The organism is Paraburkholderia caffeinitolerans (assembly GCF_902859945.1).
Lineage (GTDB): Bacteria > Pseudomonadota > Gammaproteobacteria > Burkholderiales > Burkholderiaceae > Paraburkholderia > Paraburkholderia caffeinitolerans.
The window spans coordinates 1-22137 of record NZ_CADIKL010000021.1 but is presented as its reverse complement, the minus strand read 5'-3'; the positions used below and the strand labels follow the sequence as shown (position 1 = coordinate 22137).

The 22137-nt window shown below is 65.3% G+C and carries 21 protein-coding genes; 8 read left to right on the top strand and 13 right to left on the bottom strand.

The window, feature by feature from the left end; translation table 11 throughout:
• Positions 1 to 142: 142 nt before the first annotated feature.
• The 3 genes from argE to mscL all read left to right on the top strand — a co-directional run bounded on the left by argE (position 143) and on the right by mscL (position 3058).
• Positions 143 to 1378: an acetylornithine deacetylase gene (gene argE, locus HV773_RS20365; protein ID WP_129562083.1), complete on the top strand. Its 1236-nt coding sequence runs from the start codon at positions 143 to 145 to the stop codon at positions 1376 to 1378.
• A gap of 53 nt (positions 1379 to 1431) precedes the next feature.
• Positions 1432 to 2442 carry a threonine/serine dehydratase family protein gene (locus HV773_RS20360; RefSeq protein ID WP_129562084.1) on the top strand — a complete coding sequence of 337 codons (1011 nt, stop codon included), beginning with the start codon at positions 1432 to 1434 and terminating at the stop codon, positions 2440 to 2442.
• 178 nt (positions 2443 to 2620) lie between these two features.
• Complete coding sequence (gene mscL / locus HV773_RS20355) at positions 2621 to 3058, top strand: large conductance mechanosensitive channel protein MscL (RefSeq protein WP_129562085.1); 438 nt, start codon at positions 2621 to 2623, stop codon at positions 3056 to 3058.
• A gap of 56 nt (positions 3059 to 3114) precedes the next feature.
• Here the strand turns inward: mscL and HV773_RS20350 are convergent, their stop codons facing one another.
• The 3 genes from HV773_RS20350 to HV773_RS20340 form a co-directional block, all read right to left on the bottom strand.
• Positions 3115 to 5103, bottom strand: a complete 1989-nt coding sequence (locus HV773_RS20350) for a hybrid sensor histidine kinase/response regulator (RefSeq protein ID WP_227875285.1) — start codon at positions 5101 to 5103, stop codon at positions 3115 to 3117.
• 105 nt (positions 5104 to 5208) lie between these two features.
• Positions 5209 to 5793, bottom strand: a complete 585-nt coding sequence (locus tag HV773_RS20345; RefSeq protein ID WP_129562086.1) for a response regulator — start codon at positions 5791 to 5793, stop codon at positions 5209 to 5211.
• Between the two features lie 44 nt (positions 5794 to 5837).
• Positions 5838 to 7502, bottom strand: coding sequence for a sensor histidine kinase (locus HV773_RS20340; protein ID WP_129562087.1), 1665 nt, complete (start codon positions 7500 to 7502; stop codon positions 5838 to 5840).
• Positions 7503 to 7928: 426 nt separating this feature from the next.
• On the opposite strand from HV773_RS20340, the gene HV773_RS20335 reads away from it, so the two are divergent.
• Complete coding sequence (locus HV773_RS20335) at positions 7929 to 8432, top strand: hypothetical protein (RefSeq protein WP_129562088.1); 504 nt, start codon at positions 7929 to 7931, stop codon at positions 8430 to 8432.
• Between the two features lie 132 nt (positions 8433 to 8564).
• Here HV773_RS20335 and HV773_RS20330 read toward each other — a convergent pair whose 3' ends face one another.
• Positions 8565 to 10907, bottom strand: coding sequence for an AsmA family protein (locus HV773_RS20330; RefSeq protein ID WP_129562089.1), 2343 nt, complete (start codon positions 10905 to 10907; stop codon positions 8565 to 8567).
• Between the two features lie 90 nt (positions 10908 to 10997).
• Between HV773_RS20330 and HV773_RS20325 the strand changes: the two genes are divergently transcribed.
• Positions 10998 to 11750 carry an ABC transporter ATP-binding protein gene (locus HV773_RS20325; protein ID WP_129562090.1) on the top strand — a complete coding sequence of 251 codons (753 nt, stop codon included), beginning with the start codon at positions 10998 to 11000 and terminating at the stop codon, positions 11748 to 11750.
• On the top strand, positions 11747 to 12571 hold the full coding sequence (locus HV773_RS20320; RefSeq protein WP_129562091.1) for an ABC transporter permease: 825 nt from the start codon (positions 11747 to 11749) through the stop codon (positions 12569 to 12571). Before HV773_RS20325 ends, HV773_RS20320 begins: the two co-directional genes overlap by 4 nt.
• 132 nt (positions 12572 to 12703) lie before the next feature.
• On the opposite strand, the gene HV773_RS20315 is transcribed toward HV773_RS20320, so the two are convergent.
• Positions 12704 to 13261 carry a DUF6013 family protein gene (locus HV773_RS20315; protein ID WP_129562092.1) on the bottom strand — a complete coding sequence of 186 codons (558 nt, stop codon included), beginning with the start codon at positions 13259 to 13261 and terminating at the stop codon, positions 12704 to 12706.
• Between the two features lie 230 nt (positions 13262 to 13491).
• Positions 13492 to 14442 carry a non-homologous end-joining DNA ligase gene (ligD, locus tag HV773_RS20310; protein WP_227875286.1) on the bottom strand — a complete coding sequence of 317 codons (951 nt, stop codon included), beginning with the start codon at positions 14440 to 14442 and terminating at the stop codon, positions 13492 to 13494.
• 454 nt (positions 14443 to 14896) lie between these two features.
• Here ligD and serB point away from each other — a divergent pair, with 454 nt between their 5' ends.
• The gene (serB, locus tag HV773_RS20305) at positions 14897 to 15736 is read left to right on the top strand and encodes a phosphoserine phosphatase SerB (RefSeq protein WP_129562094.1); all 840 of its coding nucleotides are present in this window, start codon (positions 14897 to 14899) and stop codon (positions 15734 to 15736) included.
• A 109-nt stretch (positions 15737 to 15845) separates the two neighbouring features.
• On the opposite strand, the gene HV773_RS20300 is transcribed toward serB, so the two are convergent.
• The 4 genes from HV773_RS20300 to rimO form a co-directional block, all read right to left on the bottom strand.
• Positions 15846 to 17060, bottom strand: a complete 1215-nt coding sequence (locus tag HV773_RS20300) for a cystathionine beta-lyase (RefSeq protein ID WP_129562095.1) — start codon at positions 17058 to 17060, stop codon at positions 15846 to 15848.
• Positions 17061 to 17291: 231 nt separating this feature from the next.
• Positions 17292 to 17888 carry a hypothetical protein gene (locus HV773_RS20295; RefSeq protein WP_227875288.1) on the bottom strand — a complete coding sequence of 199 codons (597 nt, stop codon included), beginning with the start codon at positions 17886 to 17888 and terminating at the stop codon, positions 17292 to 17294.
• On the bottom strand, positions 17888 to 18826 hold the full coding sequence (locus HV773_RS20290) for a sugar kinase (RefSeq protein WP_129562096.1): 939 nt from the start codon (positions 18824 to 18826) through the stop codon (positions 17888 to 17890). The genes HV773_RS20295 and HV773_RS20290 overlap by 1 nt, the downstream gene beginning before the upstream one ends.
• A gap of 5 nt (positions 18827 to 18831) precedes the next feature.
• On the bottom strand, positions 18832 to 20169 hold the full coding sequence (gene rimO / locus HV773_RS20285; protein ID WP_217481925.1) for a 30S ribosomal protein S12 methylthiotransferase RimO: 1338 nt from the start codon (positions 20167 to 20169) through the stop codon (positions 18832 to 18834).
• 32 nt (positions 20170 to 20201) lie between these two features.
• Between rimO and HV773_RS36920 the strand changes: the two genes are divergently transcribed.
• Entirely contained in the window at positions 20202 to 20411 is a 210-nt protein-coding gene (locus tag HV773_RS36920) for a hypothetical protein (protein ID WP_227875289.1), read from the top strand.
• A gap of 2 nt (positions 20412 to 20413) precedes the next feature.
• Here HV773_RS36920 and phaR read toward each other — a convergent pair whose 3' ends face one another.
• The 3 genes from phaR to HV773_RS20265 form a co-directional block, all read right to left on the bottom strand.
• Positions 20414 to 21016 carry a polyhydroxyalkanoate synthesis repressor PhaR gene (phaR, locus tag HV773_RS20275; protein ID WP_129562098.1) on the bottom strand — a complete coding sequence of 201 codons (603 nt, stop codon included), beginning with the start codon at positions 21014 to 21016 and terminating at the stop codon, positions 20414 to 20416.
• A 160-nt stretch (positions 21017 to 21176) separates the two neighbouring features.
• Positions 21177 to 21917, bottom strand: a complete 741-nt coding sequence (locus HV773_RS20270) for a 3-ketoacyl-ACP reductase (RefSeq protein WP_129562099.1) — start codon at positions 21915 to 21917, stop codon at positions 21177 to 21179.
• 101 nt (positions 21918 to 22018) lie between these two features.
• On the bottom strand, positions 22019 to 22137 hold a 119-nt coding region (locus tag HV773_RS20265), incomplete at its 5' end, for a hypothetical protein (protein ID WP_175196542.1).

The following is a 22137-nucleotide window of genomic DNA, read 5'->3' as shown; positions in this document are numbered from 1 at the left end:
CGCGGGGCAGATATTGCACCGCGCCATCGCACCCGAGCCGCTTTGGCGAGGGCTGTCTTGGCCCGGGCTGTTTGGCTTGGGCCATTTGGCCTGGACGATTCTTTTTGGGTAATATGGATAGACAAGCAAGCTGGAGTCCATCATGACCATCGCCGCTGAATCAGCGCAGTCGTCCACACCGTCCTCCGAAGCATCGTCGTCCCTCCCCGCTGCGCTCCCTTGGGTCACCCGTCTCGTGTCGATGGACACGGTCAGCCGCCATCCGAATCTCGGGCTGATCGAGACCGTGCGCGACGACCTGCGCACGCGCGGCATCGAAGCGACGCTCACCTACGGCCACAACGGCAAATGGGCCAACCTGTTCGCCACGCTACCGGCGCACGACGGCTCGACCGATGGCGGCATCGTGCTCTCGGGCCACACCGACGTGGTGCCGGTCGACGGCCAGAAGTGGGACAGCGACCCGTTCAAGCCCGAGATCCGCGACGGTCTGCTGTATGGGCGCGGCACTTGCGACATGAAGGGTTTTATCGGCACGGCGCTCTCGCTCGTACCCGAGATCCAGCAAACGAAGCTCGCCAAGCCGCTACATCTCGCGCTCTCGTTCGACGAGGAAGTCGGCTGTGTGGGCGCGCCGCTCATGATCGAGGATCTCGTGAAGCGCGGCGTGAGACCCGAGGGCTGCATCGTCGGCGAACCCACAAGCATGCGGCCGATCGTGGCGCACAAGGGCATCAATGCGTATCAATGCTGCGTGCGCGGCCATGCGGCCCATTCGTCGCTCACGCCGCGCGGCCTCAATGCCATCGAATACGCGGCGCGCCTGATCTGCTACATCCGCGATCTGGCCGATGAATTCCGCGCGAAGGGCCCGTTCGACGAGCTCTACGACGTGCCGTTCACGACCGCGCAAACCAGTACGATCGAAGGCGGCAACGCCATCAACACGGTGCCGGCCGAATGCCGCTTCGCCTTCGAATTCCGCAACCTGCCCACACTCGACCCCGACACAATCTTCGCGCGCATCGAACAGTACGCGCGCGAGACGCTCGTGCCGAAAATGCAGCGCGAAAATGCGGCGGGCGCGATCGAATTCATGAAGATCGCGGCCGCGCCGGGACTCGACGACAGCGAGCAGGCGGCGATCACCCAGCTCGTACGCGCACTCACCGCCGACCGCACGCGCCGCAAGGTCGCGTACGGCACGGAAGCGGGCCTCTTCGCGCGCGCCGGCATTCCGAGCGTGGTGTGCGGACCGGGCGACATCGAGCAGGCGCACAAGCCCAACGAATTCGTCTCGCTAGATCAGCTCGCAGCGTGCGAGGGTTTCCTGCGCAAGCTCGTGCGCGGCCTTTCGGTCGAGGCGCAAGCACAGTAGTCATCGAGGTAGTCCTCCCCAACGCACTCGTCCCGCGCCGCAGGTCCAACGCCATGTCAACCGCCACGCCGCTGCCCACCGATCGCACGATCGACGGCGAAGCTGTTCCAACGCTGGACGAGATCGCCTCGCAGCACTTCACGCTGGCGCCGTGGGTGCGGCGCACGCCGGTATTCGACCGCCACGACCTGCCCTCGCTCGGCAACACGCACGTCAACTTCAAGTTCGAACTGTTGCAGGCGAGCGGCAGCTTCAAGGTGCGCGGTGCGTTCACGCACCTGCTCGCGCTCAGCGAGACACAGCGCAGCGCAGGCGTCACCTGCGTCTCGGGCGGCAATCACGCGATCGCCGTCGCGTATGCGGCAAAGCGGCTCGGCATCGGCGTGAAGGTCGTGCTCTTTCGCACCGCGAGCGAAGCGCGCGTCGAGCAATGTCGCCAGCTGGGCGCCGAAATCGTGCGCGCCAACGACAACCGCGAGGCGTTCGAGATCGTGCGCCGCATCGAGGCCGAGGAAGGCCGCTATTTCGTGCATCCGTTCAACGGCTATCGCACGGTGCTCGGCACAGCGACACTCGGCTACGAATGGGCGACCCAGGCACCCGATCTCGACGCCGTGATCGTGCCGATCGGCGGCGGCGGACTGGCTGCGGGCGTGGCCACGGCGCTGCGCCTCGCCAACCCGCGCGTACGCGTCTACGGCGTGGAGCCCGAGGGCGCCGATGCAATGAGCCGCAGCTTCGCGGCGAACCATACGGTGCGCATGACCCACATGCAGACGATTGCCGACTCACTCATGTCGCCGCATACCGAGCAGTACAGCTATACGCTGTGCCGCCGTCATGTCGAGCGCATCGTCACGGTCTCGGACGACGCCCTGCGCGCCGCGATGCGCGTGCTCTTCGACGAACTGAAACTGGCCGTGGAGCCGGCGTGCGCCACCGCCACCGCGGGCCTCTACGGCCCGCTGCGCGAGACGCTGCAAGGCAAGCGTGTGGGCGTGCTGCTGTGCGGGACCAATACCGACCCGCGCCGCTTTGGCGAGCAGATCGAGCTCGCTCCTTGAAGCACACCGAAGCCCACTAAGATGCGCTGAAATCCGTTGACGCCATGCCCTACCGGCAATCGGCACAATGTCAGGCTGTGTCAAATCTCTACCGCATTGTGGATGCGTTCGCTATCATTGCGCCATTGTGCCGTTAGCCCCCTGGCCCGTGCCGCCCCCGTTCAAGGAGAACCCGCTCATGAGCATCGTCAAGGAGTTCAAGGAGTTTGCCGTCAAAGGCAATGTGATGGATCTGGCAGTCGGTGTGATCATCGGCGGCGCTTTCTCGACCATCGTCAACTCGGTCGTGAAGGATCTCATCATGCCGGTGATCGGCGTGGTCACGGGCGGCCTCGACTTCTCGAACCTGTTCGTCCGGCTCGGCCACATCCCCGATACCTTCAAGGGCAATCCCGACTCGTACAAGGATCTGCAAACCGCCGGCGTGGCCGTGTTCGGCTACGGTGCGTTCATCACGGCGCTGATCAACTTCGTGATCCTCGCGTTCATCATCTTTCTGATGGTGAAATTCGTGAACAAGCTGCGTCAGGCGGAAGCGCCCGCGCCCGCCGCGCCGCCGCCCACGCCCGAAGACGTGCTGCTGCTGCGCGAGATTCGCGACTCGCTCAAGAAGTAGGAATAGTTAGCACAAAGCCCGCTTTCGCGGGCTTTTTTACGTCCTCGCAGGCGATCTCAAGCCGCCGATGCATCGCCTGCGCGCTGGGTCACCGTCGCTTCGATCAAACGCTCGAGCTGCTCGAAATTCACCGGCTTCGTGAGATGCGAGGTGAAGCCGGCTTCGAGACTGCGGCGCACGTCGTCGTCGGTGCCGAAGCCGGTGAGCGCGATGGCCGGCGCCGTCGACTCCTTGCGGAACGCACGGATGAAGTCGATACCCGAACCGTCCGGCAAACCGATATCGCTCACCACCAGATCGAAGGGCTGCGCGGCCGTGAGCGCGAGCGCGCTGGCCACGCTCGCGGCCACCGAGACTTCGTGGCCGAGCGCGCGGATCAGTTGCGACATGACCTCGGCCGTGTCCTCGTGGTCCTCGATCAGCAGGATGTCGAGCGCACCGGCGCGGTGCGGCCCGCTGTGGTCCGCGGGAAGCGCGGCGCCCGAGCCGGGCGCCGCGGTCGGCAGCACGATCGTGAAGGTCGCGCCGCAATGCGAGCCCGGGCTCTTCGCGCTCACGGTGCCGCCATGCGCCTCGGTCAGCGCCTTCGTCACCGCGAGGCCGAGGCCGAGGCCGCCGAACTGCCGCGTCATGTTGTGGCTGCCCTGCTCAAAGGCATGAAAGAGCTTGCCGATCTGGTCAGGCGCGATGCCAATGCCGGTGTCCTCGACTTCGATCGCCACATGCATGCGCTCATCGCGCGTGCGCACGAAAATATGGCCGCCGTCGGGCGTGAATTTCGCGGCGTTGCGCACGAGATTCCAGAACATCTGCTGCATGCGCGCGCGGTCGCCGCGCACGTAGTGATGCTGCGCCCGACGCTCGACGTGCACGTCCTGTTGCTTGATCTGAATTTCGCTGTGAAAGAGTTCGAGCACAGCGTCGATCACCTCGTGCACGTCGACCGTGTCGAGCGTGAGGCTCAGCTTGCCGTTCGCGACGCGCGTGAGATCGAGCAGATCGTCGATCAGGCGCGCCTCGAGTTCGATATTGCGGCGGATCATCAGCACGCCCGCACGCGCGGCGTCGGGCAAGCCGTCAATCTGCTCGAGCAGGCGCGTGCCGGCCAGCACCGGCGTGAGCGGCGTACGCAACTCGTGCGAAAGCATCGCCAGAAAGCGGTCCTTTGCGCGATTGGCCTCTTCAGCCGTCTGACGCGCGGCCTGCTCTGAAGCCAACAGCAACTCGCGCTCTTCGTTCGATTCGCGCTGCGCATGGATGTCGGTGCAACTGCCGAACCACTTGTTGACGCCGCCACGTGGATCACGCATGGCAACGATTCGGACATCGAACCATCGATATGCGCCATCGTGGCGAAGAATGCGCAGTTCGTGCCGATAATCGTCATTGGCGGTACGCACGGCTTTGAGCCAGGTGTCGCGAATCTCGTCGCGGTCGTCGGGATGCACGGCGTCGAGCCACGCGAGGCCGTGCGTGGTGTCGGCGTCGAGGCCCGTGTATTCGCGCCATTGCTTCGAAAGAAAATCGCACTCGCCGTCCGCGCGGCAGGTGAACACGAGGTGCGGCAGCGCTTCAGACAGCGTGCGGTAGTGCTCTTCGCGATCGCGCAAAAGCAGCGCCTGGTCGGAGGCGTGCTGCAGCGCGACCTGTGCGAGCACGCGCGCCACCGCTTCGGGCAAGTAATCAAGGTAATCGCCCGATTTCGGCACCACGTCGGAGACGCCCGCGCGCAGCGCGGCGATCACGCGCGATTCGTCGGTGAAGCCGGTGACGAGAATCGCCGGCACGCGCACGTCCTCGGCACGCAGGCGGCGGAAAAAGTCGAGGCCGGTCTCGGCGCCGTCCAACTGGTAATCGAGCACGAGCACATCGGGCGTGCGCGCCGCAAGCACCGCGCGCGCCTCCCCAACGCCCGTGCAAGTGTCCACGCGCGCGCCGGCCCGCACCAGCGATTTGCGCGCGAGCCGCAGAATGCCTTCGTCGTCGTCGACGACGAGCACGTGCGCGCCCGCCAACATCGGCGCCCCTTCGTTCAAGCCGTTCATGCTGCTCATGCCGCCCATACGTCGAGCATCCCTCGTGGCTGACGCCGCGCCGCTGGCGCGCGCGGTATCAATATTGTCATGATGATCCTGCGTGTATCGAATACTTCAAGGACGCACGAAGCGATGTCCCGGCGGCAGCTTGACGACCTGGAGAAAAAATCCGAGCCGCCGCACGGCCTCGATGAACGCGTCATATTCGACGGGTTTCGTGATGTACACATTGCAGCCCAGTTCATAACAACGCTCGATCTCGCGCGGATCATCGGTCGTGGTGAGCACGATCACCGGCACCGAAGCGGTCACGGGATCGGCCTTCAAGCGCCGCAGCACTTCGAAGCCGTCCACGCGCGGCATGCGCAAATCGAGCAGCACGACGAAATTCGCCAGTTCTTCCCGCGACGGGTAATTCGACGCTGCAATCGTGCCGGCACCCGGCACGCCAAAGAAATAATCGAGCGCCTCCTGGCCGTCGCGAAAACGCAAAAAGCCGTTGGACACGCCCGAGCGCCGCAGGTTGCGTTCGACCAGCGTGGCATGGCCATCGTCGTCTTCGATCAGCACGATACTCACGCGCCGCCCAGTCTCAACGGGCTCTGCCGACAGGCCGGCGCGCGCACTGCTCCGGTGCAGATCCGGCTGCGCCCCCGCGCTGTCGTCCGCCTTCTGTTCCGCCTTTTCTCCCTCTCTCATACCGCTCTCCGACGTTTCCTCATGCGTTTTCGATGGTCTTGCCTTCATGCTGCGCGCAGCGGCTCGTCGGGCAGCGCGACGAAGAAGGTGGAGCCCGCGCCTTCCGTCGACTCGACCCAGACTCGGCCGCCATGGCGCTCCGCAATGCGGCGCGCGAGCGCGAGCCCCGTGCCCTGTCCGTCCGAATCGCCGCCATGCAGGCGCTGGAACGCACGAAAGAGTTTGGGCAGATACGCAGCCGGGATGCCGATGCCATTGTCGCGCACATAATAGGTCCGCGTACGCGTGCCCGATATGCGCGAAGCATCGCGCGCATTCGCGCTGGCCGCGCTGGAAATTGCGGACGGAGCCGCGCGGCCGTCCACGCCCTCGCCCAGCTCCAGCGCGCCGATTTCCACCTGCCCGGGCCGTGCCGGATCGAGGTGACGCAAGGCGTTGTCGATCAGGTTGCCGAAGATCTGCTCGAGCGCCGCCGGGTCGCCCCACGCGGGCGGCAACTCGCGCACCTCGATGCGCGCCTGCAGAGCAAGCCCCTCGGCGAGGCCTGCGAGCGCGCGCTCGACTATCCGGCCCACATTCACGCGCTGCCAGCGATACTCGAGCCGCCCGGCGCGCGAAATGCGCAGCAGCGCGTCGATGATGGCCGCCGCGCGCGCCACGGCCTGGCGCAGGAATTGCAACGATTCGTCGACATCGCCGTCGAGCACCTCCACCATGTGCCGGCGCTCGTTAGCTGGCAGATCGGCCAGATCGATCTGCTCACGCAGGTCGCCGCAGGAAACCTGCAACTCCTTCGAAAAGCCCTGCAGGTTCACGAGTGGCGAGCGCAGGTCGTGCGAGACGCTGTAGATGAACATCTCATTGTCCTGGCTCTCCTGGCGCAGATTGTCGTTGGCGGCGGCGAGGTCCGCGGCGCGCTCCTGCAATTGCGCCTTGAGCGCCGTCTGTTCATGCTCGGCTTCGTTCAGGCGCCGGCTCGTCTGGTTGAGCACGGCGTCGAGCGAGGCGATTTCGTCGTTGCCGGCAAGCGGCGGCGCGAGCGCCACGCCAACGCTCAGTCGTTGCGCATTGGCGCTCAGCGCGGCAAGGCGCAGGCCCACATTGCGCGCGAACACAATTGCGGTGGCGGCCCAGACCAACATCGACCCGACGACGGCGAAGATGAGCGCATCCTGCTGCCGCTCGCGGCTCTCTCGCAGTGAGGCGCTGCGCGCTTCGTCAAAGCGCGTTTGCTCGGCGATGAACGCATCCAGCTCGCTGCGCACCGCGTCGATTTCCGGCGGCAGGCCAACGCCGCCCGCGTACGCAAAGCCGCCGGGAGGGTCGGCGCGCAGCGCGTCGGCCACCATGCTGCAACGCGCACGCCACGTTCGCGCGTAGTCGTTGATGCGCTGGATGCGCGCGAGCTGCTTGGGGTTGTCGCTCACCATATGCGCGAGCAACGCGATGCGGTCGGAGAATTCGGCCCAGACGGCGCGGCGGTCGATGAACGAGGGATCTTCGAGCACGATCGCGGTGCGTACCCGCGCCGCCTCGCGCAACAGCGGATGGACGAGGCCCTCGGCCTGCCAGAGAATCTGCTTGCTGTTCTCGGCGCTCTTCGCGGCCTGGGCGGCCTCGCCTTGCGTATCGAATACGATGCCGAGCAGCGCAAGCTCGATTGCGCTCGGTATCGCGATCAGCAAAAGCCCCTTGGCGAACAGTTTCATGTCGGTCTGATTGGATGCCGCTCCGGGCCGCGCTTGCGCGCCGGACCTCCCCGCCCGGCCACCCCAGGCCAGGTCCTCGCGTGCCGTGAAATGGCCACGCCGCCCGTGCTGAATCATTATCTCCGGTAGATTATGAGATTACAACGTATGTGGTGACCCGCACCACGTAGTGAGAAAAGCCGGCATTTTCCAGAGAAATCGTCACACCGCGCGCGCGCGCAGGTCTATTATTGAGACCGGAGATAAGTAAATGGCAACTAGAGAGCGCCGGGATACCTACATGAGCGCGACGTGTGGTCCGGCATGGCGTTTGCCTGACACAACGAGGGTGTCGACAGAGTCCTCACGGACCTGAGTCCTCGTGAATCCGGCAAATCGGTATGCTTGAAGGATCGACGTGCGGCGCACCAGTCCGGGAGTGGTCGCATGGGAACGCTGCGTTTTTTGCAATCCACCTTTTTCAGGCGAATTTTTATGTCCTTCCCGAAAAAGCGGAAACGCATCAGGGCTGATGGCGACGAGTCGTTTCTCGCCGTCCTGAGTCACTTCAAGCCTTTCGGTCAACTCGACACCAAGATCGCACGCGCACGCGCGCAGGACGAGCCGGTGCTCTATGCGCACGTGCTGCCTGGGCTCGACGTGCTGTTGTGCAGCGTTCGCGGTGCGCACCCGCCCTATCCCGGCACGAGCGAATTGCGCCGGCGCTGCATCGAATCGATCGCGCATGCGCTCGAGCAGCCGATCGAAGGGCTCGAGAACGGCGGCTACTGGTACGAAGCTGACGGCTTCGGCTTCCTCGTGTTCGCGAGCCGGGCGCGCGGGCGGATCCTGCCCGAGTTCGGCGGTACCCGGCCCGGCATCGGCTTGCGGCACGCGGCGCGCCGCCAGGACATCACCGGCGATCCGGCGCCGCGCCAACAGTTACGCTGAGTTATTTTCAACAAACGCCCGACGCGCAAGCGCCGGGCGTTTTCGTGTCTGCCTGCCAGCTATTGCCGGTCATTTGCCAGCACGCCACGCTGCGGCGGGTGCGCACGCGACCCATGCGCGTGCGGCACCACCTCAACTGCCCTTGTAGAGACTCTGTGCGCTGGATTGCGCAGCGTCGCCATGCGACGCAGGCAGCGAAACCGCCTTCGCCCCGCTAGCGGGCGGCGGCAACGCTCGCATCTTCTGGCCCGGCGGCGGCGCCATCGGACGCTGGCGGATCTGCGCGAACAACTGATCGCACGGCAGCGGCTTGTTGTTGCTCGGCGCGACGAGCGGCAAGAGCGCCAAGAATGGGTTGACGAGCCCGAGCCCCACCATGGCGCCGCCGCGCAGCGCGAGCGCGGCGGCATCCACGCCCACGTGAGGATTCTGGAAAGTACCCTTCACGTAGAGCGGCGAGCGCAACGAGAACACCCGAAAGCCCTTGGTATGCGGATGCACTTTCATGTCCATCGATTCGTCGCGCAGATCGATGGGGCCATCGATGTTGATCACCGCGTCGTCGGTGTCCAGCGCGAACACGCGCGGATCGAGCACGCCGTTGGTCGCCACGAAATCCGCCGCCGCGCAATTGATGTTCACGTCGCGGCCGCCGAACAGCTTTTCGTAGACCACATTCGCCACGTTCAAGCCCGCCGCTTCCATCAGCAGGCGGCTGATGGTGCCCTGAGTGACCAGCGCCTTCACTTCGCCGTTGGACGTGGCCGCGAGCGCCGCCGGCGAATTGCCGATCGCGGAAAGCGAAGCGTCGCCGTTGATCTCGCCGAGCGCCGACTGCATCGACTTGAAGCTCGGGAATAGTTCCTTGAGTTTCAGGTGGCGCGCGGTAACGGTGCCGCGCGCCTTGAGCGGCTCGCCGCTGCCGTCGAGCGCGAGCCGCGTGGCGAACGTGCCACCCGCCACGCCGAATTGCAGCGGATCGAACTTGAGCACGCCGTCGGTCAGGATCACGTGCGTGTGGAGGTCCTGGATCGGCAGGCTGCCCTGCTTGATGATGCGCTTGCCGGTGAATTTCACATCGGCGTCGATGGACGTCCAGCGGTCGGTCTTGAACGGCTCGGCGGGGATCACGCGGCCGGCAGGCTGCTTGGCGGTGTCGCCGCGCTTCTCCTTGCTCGCCTTGCTGTCCGCGCCGATGATCGGCGCCAGATCCGAGAATTGCAGCAGGTTCGACACGAGCTCGCCGGAGAGCAGCGGACGCGGCTCACGCTGCTCGTACACGAACGTGCCGTTCAGGTCGCTGCCACCCACGCGGCCCGTGAAATTCTCGTAACGGAACACACTCGCGCCGCGATGGAACTGGCCGACGAAACGCCCTTCGGTTGCGTAAGGCGGCGTTTCCGGTAGCGTCACGCCGGTCAGCTTGTACAGGTGCGCCATGCTCTGGCCTTGCAGCCAGAGGCGCAGATCGACAGCGGCGAGATGCGTAGGGTCGGTCAGCGTGCCGACCAGCGCGATATGCATGTCGCCGGCATGCACGTCGGCCTGGAGCGGGAACGGCCGCTTTGCATCTTGCAGCGCGAGCACACCGCCAAACTTGCCGTTACCCGAGATCGGCGTCTTGTTGTACGTGCCCTTGAGGGTCCAGCCGATCGCGTAGAACGGTTCGCCCGGCTTGCGTGCTGCGGGCGTGCTTGCAGCGTTGGCGGCACTAGCCACGCTAGCGGCACTCGCGCCGGATGCGGCGCTGGCGGCCGCCGCCTCGGAGGCCTGCGCCTTCTCGGCCTGTTGGGCGAGCCTGTTCGCACCCGCGCGCCCGATCATCTCGGCGGAGCCCTGGCGCGATGCTGCCTCCTGCTGCGCCATCACCTCGCCGATCGGGATCCCTCGGCCGAGCAGACTCACGGCGATCTTCACATCGGTTTTCGTCTGCTGGTCGTTCACCGCGATATTGCCGCTGGAGAACGTGATGTCGTGCAGATCGAGCTTCCACGTGGAAGGCCCGCCCGACGACGCCAGCTTGAATGTCCAGTTGTTGCGGCCGTCCGCGAGACGTTCGATATCGACGGCCGGATTCACGAGATTGATCGCCGGAATCACGATGTCGTGCGCGAGCAGCGGCAGCACGGCCACCTCGAAATCGATCGCATCGAGCGTGGCAAAGTGCGGCGTCTGGGTCCAGTCGGGGTTCGCCACTTCGATTCGCGAGGCCGAGAAGCGTGGCCAGGGCACCCAGGCGCGCCAGCCCGTTTCGCTCGGCGGCCGGTGCCAGCCGACCTTGAGATCGCCGACGATGGCAAATGGCCGCCCGATAGCTTGCGTCACCTTGTCGTTGACAAAGGGTCTGGCGCGATTCCAGTCGAAGGTGTAAATGAACACGCCCAGCCCGGCAACGAGCACCACGACAACGGCCACGAGCCATGCGAAGATCTTGGCGAGCGTGCGGCCCAAGCCGTGGGGTTGCCGTGATGTCATGCGCACTCCATGTTATGCATTTGTTGTTTCGCCAACGATGGCGCAGCAGCCTGCGTGCCTGGTGGCTGCTTATTTGTCTGTAATTCTCCGATGACTCATCACAACGATTCGAGCCACGTTGGCGTTGACCTGAGGTCGAGCGCGCCGCTCATCGAAGCAAGACGCATCACGCGCCGCGACGCCCAGCGCGGCCAGGTCTTGCTGCAGCCCACCAATTTCGCACTTCACGCGGGTCAACGCGTCGTGCTCACGGGACCGTCCGGATCGGGCAAGAGTGTATTCCTGCGCGCGCTCGCGCTGCTCGATCCGCTCGATGGCGGCATGCTGCACTGGCACGGCCAACCGATCGCATCTGCGCGGATTCCGCACTACCGGCGTCACATCGCCTACGTGCGGCAGCGGCCCGCGCTGATCGACGGCACAGTGGAAGACAATCTGCGCTATCCATTCTCGCTCGCGGCCTATCGTGACGCAGCCTTCGACGCCGCGCGCGTGCGTGCGCTCTTCGACGCGGCAGGCCGGGGGACGGGTTTCCTCGCGCGCGAGACATCGGAGCTGTCCGGCGGCGAAGCGCAAATCGTGGCGCTCGTGCGCGTGCTGCAACTCGATCCCGAAGCGCTGCTGCTCGACGAGCCCACCGCCTCGCTCGATCCCGAATCGGCGCGCGAGGTCGAAACGCTGATCACGCAGTGGTTCGAACACGAGCGAGCCGCACGCGCGACCGTCTGGGTCTCGCACGATCCGGCGCAGGCGCAACGCGTGGGCGAGCGTCACATCACGATGCGCGCGGGTGCGCTCGATGAGCCCGCCGCCACGCACGCCACCATGGGAGCCCTGCGATGAGCCCTGGCGTTCTGCAAGACCTCGGCATCGGCGACGTCGCCATCGCGGCGCTGCTGGTGTTCGTCAACGGCGCCGTTTCGGTGCTGCTCAAGCTCGACCTCGAACGCAAGCTCGCATGGGCCGCCGTGCGCACCGTTGTACAGTTGCTCGCGATTGGCTATGTGCTCGGCTGGGTGTTCGCGTTTAACCGCTGGTACGCAGTGCTGCCGCTCATGGCGCTGATGACGCTCATCGCCGGCTTTGCGGGCTCGCAGCGCGGCACGCGCACGTATATGGGCCAGCGCGTGGACAGTATCGTGTCGATCTGGATCAGCGCGTGGCTCGTGGCGGCGGTGGGACTTTTCGTGGTGATCCGCATTCGGCCGTGGTATGAGCCGCAATATGCAATACCCATTCTCGGCATGATTCTCGGCAATACGCTCACGGGCGTGTCGCTCGGCGTTGAGCGCATGATGCAGGAACTCACGGCGCGGCGCGACCGCGTGGAAAGCGCCCTCGCGCTCGGCGCCACGCGCTGGGAGGCGGCGCAGGCGAGCGCGCGCGAGGCCGTGCGCGCGGGCATGATCCCGACGCTCAACCAGATGGCGGTGGTGGGTGTGGTGAGCCTGCCCGGCATGATGACGGGCCAGGTGCTCGCGGGGCAATCGCCGCTGCAGGCGGTGCGCTATCAGATCGTGATCATGTTCCTGATCGCGGCTTCGTCGGCGCTGGGCACCGTGGGCGCTGTCGTGCTCGCGTACCGGCGGCTTTTTTCGGCCGAGCATTGCTTTTTGGCCGCTCGGCTCGTCGAGCGGGAGGCTCGCACGAAAGCGCGCGCGTGACGTCCCGGGCATGAATCGCCTTGACGGCACGCGCAGTACACGCACGGTTCGTGGCTTCCAGCCGCCCGCCGCGACGTGCGCGAAGGTACATCCGCGCTACCGCAGCGTTGGCTCAGTATTGAACGCAGCGGACTACCGTTGCGCCGAAATGCTCAACTGCGTGCCGTCGCTGAGCGTGAGCGTCTTCGCAGTGCCGTTGGTCGGCATCGAGAAGTGCAACACCTCGCTATGGGCAATCACTTCGGGACATTGCGCCCCGGCGGCCGATTTGCCGGTGCGCGGCGCCTGGGCCCGGAAACTCACCTGGACATTCGCCGTGCCGTCCGGCGCGACGATGGGCGCGAGACGCAACTGGGTCTGGCGCACCATCGCGCCGTTCGCGTCGAGCGGCAGCGAGGCGTAATCGGGACAACTCTGCGCCGCCGGCACCGCGCCGCCCGGCGGCGTGGTGCGCCAGGTGAAGTCATCGGTGTCGCCCGAACGCAGCGTGCGGGTTTCCTGTGAGTTGCCGTAGAACTTCGATGTGACCTTGACCGTGTAACGAATCGGGCCATCGGGCGGCGTCTTCGACGTCACCTTGATCGGGGTCGAGGCGAGCACCGGCAGCGCGATCGCGCAAGACAGGGCAACGGCAACACGAACGAGCGCCGCGCGAGTGCGGCTGGGACGGCTGGAGCTGCTGCAAGGCATGCGTCACCTCCTGGCGGGAGCTGCCGCGGCCGCGATCGACGCGGTGTAGGCAGCACGTGGCGGAACTTCTACTGTCAGTCTAGCGCGACACGCGAAGCCTTGCGCCGGACGATGACGTCGGCGTGACCAGGTTTTATCCGGCTTGCCAGGCCGCCCATTTTGTTAGCAATGCGCAATGTGCTCTAGTGCTGCGCAAAGCGTGCTCCATCGCACGATGCCTGCCGACACACCTAAGCACCGCCCTGCTCCAGCCGCAGCGTCAGCTCGCTGCTGATCGACTGACGCACCCGCGCGTAACTCGCCCACGGATCCGCACGTTTGACGTGCGCGAGACGCGCGTCGATATTCGCGAGCGTCCATTGCGCGCCGCCCGTCGTATCGGCGAGTTCGTCCCACGTGATCGGCACCGAGACGCCCATGCCTGGCCGCGCGCGCACGCCATAGGCAACCGCCGTGCAGGCGGCGCGCACGTTGCGCAGATAATCGACAAAAATCTTTTTCTTGCGATGCTCGGAGCCCATGGTCGCCGTGAACTGGGTGGGCCAACCCGAGGCCAGCCGCTGCGCCACGGCGCGCGCGAAGGCCTTGGCGTCCTCCCAGTTCGCGCCAGGCACGAGCGGCACGACAATATGCAGCCCCTTGCCGCCGCTCGTCTTGCAAAACGCATCGAGGCCGAGATCGGCGAGCATCGCGCGCGTGAGCTGCGCGGCCTCGATCATGCGCTCCCAGTCGAGCACCGGATCGGGATCGAGGTCGAGCACGATGCGATCGGGCGCTTCAATATCGGCGGTGACGGCATTCCATGTGTGCAGTTCGATCGCGTCCATTTGTGCGACGTGCACGAGCGCTTCGAGCGAATCGATGGTAAGCACCGGCGGATGGCCGGGATCGAGACCTTCGTGTTGCGTGACCTCGGGAATCGGTGCGCGCGCGCTGTGGCGCTGGAAGAAAAGCTCGCCGTCGAAGCCTTGCGGCGCGCGCACGAGCGAAACTGGACGATCGCGCAACTGCGGCAGCAGCCAGGGTGCGGCGCGCGCGTAGTAGCGCACGAGGTCGAGCTTGCGGGTGCCGCTGTCCACGTCGATGACGCGGCGCGCGCTGGTGATGCATATGCCGGCGACTTCGCCGATGGTGCCGTGACGGCCAGCAGAGGTTCGAGGAGATCGTGGCGCGCGGGGCATGGAGGCACGCGGCGCGCGCTGGCCGGACCCACTTGGCGCGCTGGGCGTGGATTGCACTGCGGTGTCCGCAGCTTCGGCCCGCGCGCCGGTCGGTGTTCGGGCGGTGCCCGTCTGGGCATTGTGAGCTTCCTGCATACCGGTTCCCCTGGCGCCCTGCAGGGCGCATGCGACGCATCGCACGGCACGAGCCGCTCATCACGATACGCACGGTTGACGGCACGCGGCGACCGTCCCCCGGCAGGCGCCGCACGTGCTTTCATTGTGCCTAAAAAGACGGCTTTCGTCTCTGTAAGCTGTGAGCCGGGCCGCGCGCGTACCTCGAAACGGTACAATTCGCCTTTCGCCGCCGTGCATCGGCCGGGTTCACCGGTCCTTGCGCCCTTTTTACCGAAATCCGCTCGATCTTCCGCCGTTTCCGGGGCGCCATCCCGGGATCCCCGGCACCGCTCAAGTCATGAATCTCGTCATCCAGAGTCCCGCTCCGCTGCAAGCCGTCCACCACAAGCCATTGCTCGCGCTCGCGCGCGGCGCCCGCCTCGTGCCGATCGACGCGCATGCGATCCGTATCGAAGACGCCGCGCCTGCACAGCACGCGGACCTCGACGTCTATTGCGGGACGCATCAGCTCGATTTCGCGTTCATCGAGCCGGGCCGCTCGCTTGCCGGCTTCGGACTGCTCGCCATGGACATGGACTCGACGCTCATCACGATCGAATGCATCGACGAAATCGCCGACTTCTGTGGCCTGAAGGCCGAGGTTGCGGCGATCACCGAGGCATCGATGCGCGGAGAGATCAAGGACTTCAACGAAAGCCTCACGCGCCGCGTCGCGCTGCTCAAGGGCCTCGACGCGAGCGCGCTGGAGCGCGTCTACGAGGAACGCCTGCAGCTCTCGCCCGGCGCTGAAAAAATGCTCGCCGGCGCGAAGGCCGCAGGCCTGAAAACGCTGCTGGTTTCGGGCGGCTTCACGTTCTTCACCGAGCGGCTGAAGGCGCGTCTCGGTCTCGACTTCACGCGTGCGAACACGCTTGAAATCGTCGACGGCAAGCTCACCGGCCGCGTCGTGGGCGAGATCGTCAATGCGGAGGTGAAGGCGCGCACGCTGGTCGAAACGTGCGCGCAGATCGGCATCGAGCCGCGCCGCGCAATTGCCATGGGCGACGGCTCGAACGACCTGAAGATGATGGCCGAGGCGGGTCTTTCGGTGGCGTTCCGCGCGAAGCCCGTGGTGCGCGAGGCGGCGAGCGTCGCGTTCAATTTCGTCGGGCTCGACGGCTTGCTGCGGCTTTTCTGAAGCGAATCAAACGTGCCGCGCAAGCGGCACGCGCGCTGCTGAAACGACAACGGCCGCGCCTGTCCCGGAACAGCACCCGGGCAACAGGCGCGGCCGTTTCGTTACGGCTTTAGTCTTGCGGGCCGCGCACCGATGCGCCGCCTTCCAGCGTCGCGAGCGCGCGCTCGAGGTCGGCGCGCAAATCGGCTTCGTCCTCGAGGCCAATGTAGAAGCGCACCAGCGTGCCGCGATGCGGCCAGCTCGCCTCCGTGCGCATCGACGCGATGTCGTAGGGCATCGCGAGGCTATGCGCCCCGCCCCAGCTCCAGCCAAGCGAGAAAAGCTCGAGCGATTCGCAGAACGTGTCGATCTGCGCGGGGCTGTAACGTCCGTCGAACACCACCGAGAACAGGCCGCCCGCGCCCGTGAAATCGCGCTTGTAGAACTCGTGGCCCGGACAATCGGCGAATGCGGGATGCAGCATCGCGGCGATCTCGCCGCGCGACTTCAGCCAGGTCGCGAGCGCGAGCGCGGTGCGGTCGTGCGTTTCGAAGCGCGCCTTCATGCTCGGCAGGCCGCGCAAAACGAACGAGCAGTCATCCGGCGAGACGCCGATACCCAGCCGCATGCGCGCCGCCTTGAGCTTCAGGTGCAGTTCGCGGTCTCGCGTGATCGTTGCGCCCATCAGGACGTCACTGCCGCCCGATTGGTACTTCGTGAGCGCCTGAACCGAGATGTCGATGTCATGCTCGAACGGCTTGAACGCGAGGCCCGCGGACCACGTGTTGTCGATCGCCGTGACGACGTTGCGCGCGCGCGCAGCCGCCGTGATCGCGCGCACGTCGGGCACTTCCATCGTCACCGAGCCGGGCGCTTCCAGCCAGATCAGCTTCGTCTCGGGGCGGATCAGCTCGGCGATGCCCGCGCCGATCATCGGATCGTAGTAGCGCGCCGTCAGGCCGAAATCGCGCGCGAGCCAGTCGCCGTGGTCGCGGTTCGGCGAATAGACATTGTCGGGAATCAGCACATCGTCGCCAGCCTTCAGGAGACCGAAGTACACGTTCGAGATGGCCGAGAGGCCGGACGGCTGCAACAGCGCATACTCGCCCCCCTCGATGACGGCAAGACGCTGCGTGAGCATCGAAGACGTGGGCGTCGCGTGCAGGCCGTAGCGCCACTGCGCGTCGTTGCGCCAGTCGAGCGCGCGCACCGACTTGAGGTCGGGGAACACGACGGTCGACGCACGCGTGACGGGCGCGGCAAATGACTCAAAGCCGGGCGTGACGTCTTCTTCGGGATGGACGATGCGCGTTTGCAGCGCGTGGCTGGAATCGGATTTCTTCATGTCGGATGGCAAGCGGTAAAAGCGCTGGGGGGATTGAGTTGGCGCGGGGCTCCTCTGGGCGAGGCCGACAACGAAGTGAAACGGGAGCCGCAAAGAGTCACGAAGTGCGCCGCATGCAGAAGATTAACACCAGCGCCAGCCCTGTTCACCGCGACGGTCCAATGCCCGCTCTTTCGTGCGGGGCGTGCCATACGGCGCGCGCTATTGCACGTTATTGCGCGTTATTGCGCGTTATTCGCCGGTCACGAGATTGCCGACCCCGTTCACGGCCTGGCCGCCTTTCGCGGCGGGATGGGCCACTGCGGGCGCCGTTGCCCCCGCGGCAAGCGGCTTCAAGTCGAACGGCTGCGGATTCGAGTCGTCGATTTCCATGCGATCGCCCGAGATCGAGCCATCGTCTGCGAACGTGCCGACCCAATTGCCGGTGATGCGCGAACCGTCGTCCGACTCTTCTGCTTCCAGCGTGGTACCGGTGCGATCACCCGCGATCAGAACGACTTCGCCCGTATCGGTGAATTGGTATTCGCCATGCACGCCGGTCTTGTCTTCGGGGTCGTCGGTCTTTGCACCGAGCCGCATCACGATCGGGCGCTTGCCGAGCGTGCCCACGTATTGCGGCAGCCCGGCAAATTCCGGGCTCGGCTTGAGCGACGAATGCTCGGGCTCGGGCGCCTGCGCGACCGAGGCATTCGTGGAATCGCTCGATGCATTGCCGCCCGCGGCGCAGGCTGCTAGCGGCAATGCAAGCGCTGCCGCCACGAAACACGCGAAGCCATACCGCCACACGAGATTCAGAATGTTTGTGACTTTCGGGGCCGACGATTCCATCAGACCCCGTCCTTCGCGGCGAGCATGCGCTCGACTTCGTCACGGCGCGGAATCGGCGCGACCGCGCCATAGCCCAGCGTCGAAAGCGCCGCTGATGCGTTCGCGTATTGCGCCGCCGCGAACGGGTCGTCGCCGGCCACGATCCTGGCGATGAACGCACCGCCAAAACAGTCACCGGCGCCAGTGGCGTCGACCGCCGCTACGACGCGACCCGGCACGAGACGGCGCTCGTGCGGCGTCGCCACATAAGACCCCTCTTTCCCGAGCTTCAGCGCGACCACGCGCGAACCGAGCGAGAGCAGACGGTCGACGATCGCATCGCGATCGTCCAGACCGGTCAGGACCGCAACGTCGTCCCAGCTGGGCAGGCAGATGTCGGTGACACGCAGCACCTCGGTCATGACCGCGCGGGCGCGGGCGAGCGGCCAGAGTTTCAGGCGCAAGTTCGTATCGAAGCTCACCTGCACGCCGTTCGCGCGCGCATGGTCGATAGCCGCGAACGCAGCATCGCAGGCGGCCTCGCCGATCGCCACGCTGATGCCCGACAGATGCAGCACACGCGCGGCAGCCAGCGCGTCGAGCGGCAGATCGCGCGTTGCGTAGCGGCTGGCCGCCGAGCCCTTGCGCAGGTAATCGAATTCGTGGCCGTTGGGACCGTGCGAGACAAAGTACACGCCGGTCGGCGCGTTGGCGTCGACCCGCACCATCGAGGTATCCACGCCCTCGCTCGTCCACAGATCGAGCAGCAGACGTCCGAACTGATCGTCGCCCACCGCCGAAACGAAGCCCGTGCGCACGCCCTGGCGCGCCGCCGCGATGGCGAAGTTCGAGGTATCGCCGCCGAAGCCCTGCAGATACTGGGGCTTGCCTTTCTCGGCCTGGTTGAATTCGATCATGGCCTCGCCATAGGCGAGGACTTCCGGCGTCAGGTGTGTCATCTCGATCAGACCTCGCCCCAAAGATCGTGGCCGTCGGCGCCGGTGATCTTCACCGAAACGAAGTCGCCGACCTTGTAGCGCTTCGAAGCCTTGGTCGCGGGCGCGACGTAGACCACGCCGTCGATCTCGGGCGCGTCCGCCGCCGTGCGGCCGATGCCGCCGTCGGGGTTGATCTCGTCGATGAGCACCTTGAGCGTCTTGCCGACCTTGCGCTGGATGCGCTTGGCCGAGACTTCCTCGGCCACTTCCATGAACCGCGCGCGGCGCGCTTCGCGCACTTCGTCGGGCAGCGCGCCATCGAGTTCGTTGGCGCTCGCGCCTTCGACCGGCGAGTAGGCAAAGCAGCCCACGCGATCGAGCTCGGCCTCGCGGATGAAGTCGAGCAGCGTCTCGAACTGCTCTTCGGTCTCGCCGGGGAAGCCCGCGATAAAGGTGCTGCGGATCGTGAGGTCCGGGCACATTTCGCGCCATGCCTTGACGCGCTCCATCACTTTCTCCGCGTTCGCAGGGCGCTTCATGCGCTTGAGCACCTCGGGGTGCGCGTGCTGGAACGGCACGTCGAGGTACGGCAGCACGTGCCCCTTGAACGGGCCTTCCGCCATGAGCGGAATGACTTCGTCCACGCTCGGGTACGGGTACACGTAGTGCAGACGCACCCACGCGCCGTACTGCGCGGCCAGTTCGCCGAGCGCGGCAACCAGATCGGTCATGCGCGTCTTGATGGGCTTGCCGTTCCAGAAGCCGGTGCGGTATTTCACATCGACGCCATAAGCGCTCGTGTCCTGCGAAATGACGAGCAGCTCCTTCACGCCCGACTTGAAGAGGTTCTCCGCTTCGAGCATGACCTCCGCAACCGGACGCGAAACGAGGTCGCCGCGCATCGACGGAATGATGCAGAAGGTGCAGCGGTGATTGCAGCCTTCGGAAATCTTGAGATACGCGTAGTGACGCGGCGTGAGCTTCACGCCCGCCGGCGGCACGAGATCGACGAACGGATCGTGCGGCTTGGGCAGATGGCTATGAACCGCCTGCATGACTTCGCCCACGGCGTGCGGGCCAGTCACGGCCAGCACCTTCGGATGCACTTCCTCGATGAGATTCGAGCCGCTCGCGCTGGCCTTCGCGCCCAGACACCCGGTGACGATCACCTTGCCGTTTTCATTGAGCGCCTCGCCGATGGCGTCGAGGCTCTCCTGCACGGCTTCGTCGATGAACCCGCAGGTGTTGACCACGACCAGATCGGCGCCGTCATAAGACCCCGATATTTCATAACCCTCGGCGCGCAGTTGGGTGAGGATCTGCTCCGAGTCTACGAGCGCTTTGGGGCAGCCGAGGGATACCATGCCTACGCGCGGCGCAGGATTGCGGGAGGTCGTTGATTCAACAGGGTTTTTCACGTGTACGTCCGGATGTGGGGCGCACGGCGAAGAATGCGCCGCGCGAAATCAAGCTAATCCGGCATTTTACCCGTTTGGCGTATCGAACGGCGCGCAGCACTTGGGTCGAGCCAACCGGCGCCGCGCAAACGCTGTTGCGCGTCGCCGAGCGCCATCCGGAAGCATTGCGCGATCTGAAAATCGCCTGAGCCTACTTCTTCTCGTTTTCGCCGCTGCCGCCCTCGTTCGTGCCTTGCGCGGGCGAGCCAGGCGTCACGGGCTTGAACGGAAAGGTGCTGAACATGTTCTTGGCCTGGTTCTGCATCTGCTCCTGCATCTGCACGAACATGTTCTTCGATTGCTCGATATAGCTGGTCATCATGCCCTGCATCATCGGCGCCTGCATGTTCATGAATTGCGACCAGACCTCGGGGTTCATCGCGTTGCCTTCATAGAGGTTCTTCGACTGATCGGCGAGTTTGTTCTGGATGTCGATGAACGCCTGGATGTTCTTTTCCAGGTAAGTGCCCATCATGCCCTGCATCGCATGCCCGTAGAAACGGATGATCTGCGAGAGCATCGACGACGAGAACATCGGCAGGCCGCCGCTTTCCTCTTCGAGAATGATCTGCAGCAGGATGCTGCGCGTGAGGTCTTCGTTGCTCTTCGCATCGATAACCTTGAATTCCTCCTGATCGAGCACGAGTTGCTTCACGTCGGTCAACGTGATGTAGGTGCTCGTCTCCGTGTCGTACAGCCGACGGTTCGGATATTTCTTGATCAGTCGTTCGGCGGTCTTCTTTGTAGTGGTCATGTGTCGCCCTTGTAAGCGCCAACGCGCGATGGCCAATCCCATCGCGCGTTGCGCTGCCTTCCAGCCCGGAAGCGGAGCCTGCCCCGGCGTGCAAACAGGCCCGCCACCGCCGTCGATCCCTGCTGCCGCGCGCCCCTGTCACGCACGCGGCGGCGCGGGATCAGCCCATGTGCAACCCGCCGTTCAGCGAGAAGTCAGCACCGGTTGAGAAGCCCGACTCTTCCGAGGCGAGCCACGCGACGATCGAGGCGATTTCCTCAGGAGCGCCCAAGCGGCGCACCGGGATGGTCGCGACGATCTTTTCCAGCACGTCGGGACGAATCGACTTCACCATGTCCGTGCCGATATAGCCCGGCGAGACGGTGTTGACCGTCACGCCCTTGGTGGCTACTTCCTGCGCGAGCGACATCGTAAAGCCGTGAATCCCGGCCTTGGCCGTCGAGTAGTTGGTTTGCCCGAACTGGCCCTTCTGGCCGTTCACCGACGAGATATTGATGACACGGCCCCAGCCGCGCTCGACCATGCCGTCGATCACCTGCTTCGTGACGTTGAAGAGGCTCGTCAGGTTGGTGTCGATCACGGCGGTCCAGTCTTCGCGCGTCATCTTGCGAAACACCACGTCGCGCGTGATGCCGGCGTTGTTGACGAGCACATCGACCTCGCCCACTTCGGCCTTGACCTTGTCGAATGCCAGCTTCGTCGAATCCCAGTCGCCAACGTTGCCTTCCGAGGCCACGAAGTCGAAGCCCAGCGCCTTCTGGTCTTCGAGCCATTTGACCCGACGCGGCGAGTTCGGTCCGCAGCCTGCGACTACCTTGAAGCCCTGCTTCGCGAGGCGCTGGCAGATTCCCGTTCCGATGCCGCCCATCCCGCCCGTGACATACGCAATACGTTGTGACATAAACCACACTCCATTATCGTTTTCCGGAGCGCCGACCGACGGCCGCGCTTCTAATCCGTTGCTGCCGCGGCCCGGCTGCGCTTAATCGTGCCCAGCCGTGCTCAGACAAGCTCGAGCGCAAGCGCCACGCCCATGCCGCCGCCGATGCACAGCGAGGCCAGGCCACGCTTCGCGTCACGGCGCTGCATTTCGTGCAGCAGCGTCACCAGAATCCGGCAGC

Bases quoted from the DNA above. Each gene is read 5' to 3' on its own strand.
- argE (WP_129562083.1), top strand. From the start codon at position 143: ATGACCATCGCCGCTGAATCAGCGCAGTCGTCCACACCGTCCTCCGAA.
- HV773_RS20360 (WP_129562084.1), top strand. From the start codon at position 1,432: ATGTCAACCGCCACGCCGCTGCCCACCGATCGCACGATCGACGGCGAA.
- mscL (WP_129562085.1), top strand. From the start codon at position 2,621: ATGAGCATCGTCAAGGAGTTCAAGGAGTTTGCCGTCAAAGGCAATGTG.
- HV773_RS20350 (WP_227875285.1), bottom strand. From the start codon at position 5,103: ATGAACGGCTTGAACGAAGGGGCGCCGATGTTGGCGGGCGCGCACGTG.
- HV773_RS20345 (WP_129562086.1), bottom strand. From the start codon at position 5,793: ATGAGAGAGGGAGAAAAGGCGGAACAGAAGGCGGACGACAGCGCGGGG.
- HV773_RS20340 (WP_129562087.1), bottom strand. From the start codon at position 7,502: ATGAAACTGTTCGCCAAGGGGCTTTTGCTGATCGCGATACCGAGCGCA.
- HV773_RS20335 (WP_129562088.1), top strand. From the start codon at position 7,929: ATGGGAACGCTGCGTTTTTTGCAATCCACCTTTTTCAGGCGAATTTTT.
- HV773_RS20330 (WP_129562089.1), bottom strand. From the start codon at position 10,907: ATGACATCACGGCAACCCCACGGCTTGGGCCGCACGCTCGCCAAGATC.
- HV773_RS20325 (WP_129562090.1), top strand. From the start codon at position 10,998: ATGACTCATCACAACGATTCGAGCCACGTTGGCGTTGACCTGAGGTCG.
- HV773_RS20320 (WP_129562091.1), top strand. From the start codon at position 11,747: ATGAGCCCTGGCGTTCTGCAAGACCTCGGCATCGGCGACGTCGCCATC.
- HV773_RS20315 (WP_129562092.1), bottom strand. From the start codon at position 13,261: ATGCCTTGCAGCAGCTCCAGCCGTCCCAGCCGCACTCGCGCGGCGCTC.
- ligD (WP_227875286.1), bottom strand. From the start codon at position 14,442: ATGCCCCGCGCGCCACGATCTCCTCGAACCTCTGCTGGCCGTCACGGC.
- serB (WP_129562094.1), top strand. From the start codon at position 14,897: ATGAATCTCGTCATCCAGAGTCCCGCTCCGCTGCAAGCCGTCCACCAC.
- HV773_RS20300 (WP_129562095.1), bottom strand. From the start codon at position 17,060: ATGAAGAAATCCGATTCCAGCCACGCGCTGCAAACGCGCATCGTCCAT.
- HV773_RS20295 (WP_227875288.1), bottom strand. From the start codon at position 17,888: ATGGAATCGTCGGCCCCGAAAGTCACAAACATTCTGAATCTCGTGTGG.
- HV773_RS20290 (WP_129562096.1), bottom strand. From the start codon at position 18,826: ATGACACACCTGACGCCGGAAGTCCTCGCCTATGGCGAGGCCATGATC.
- rimO (WP_217481925.1), bottom strand. From the start codon at position 20,169: ATGGTATCCCTCGGCTGCCCCAAAGCGCTCGTAGACTCGGAGCAGATC.
- phaR (WP_129562098.1), bottom strand. From the start codon at position 21,016: ATGACCACTACAAAGAAGACCGCCGAACGACTGATCAAGAAATATCCG.
- HV773_RS20270 (WP_129562099.1), bottom strand. From the start codon at position 21,917: ATGTCACAACGTATTGCGTATGTCACGGGCGGGATGGGCGGCATCGGA.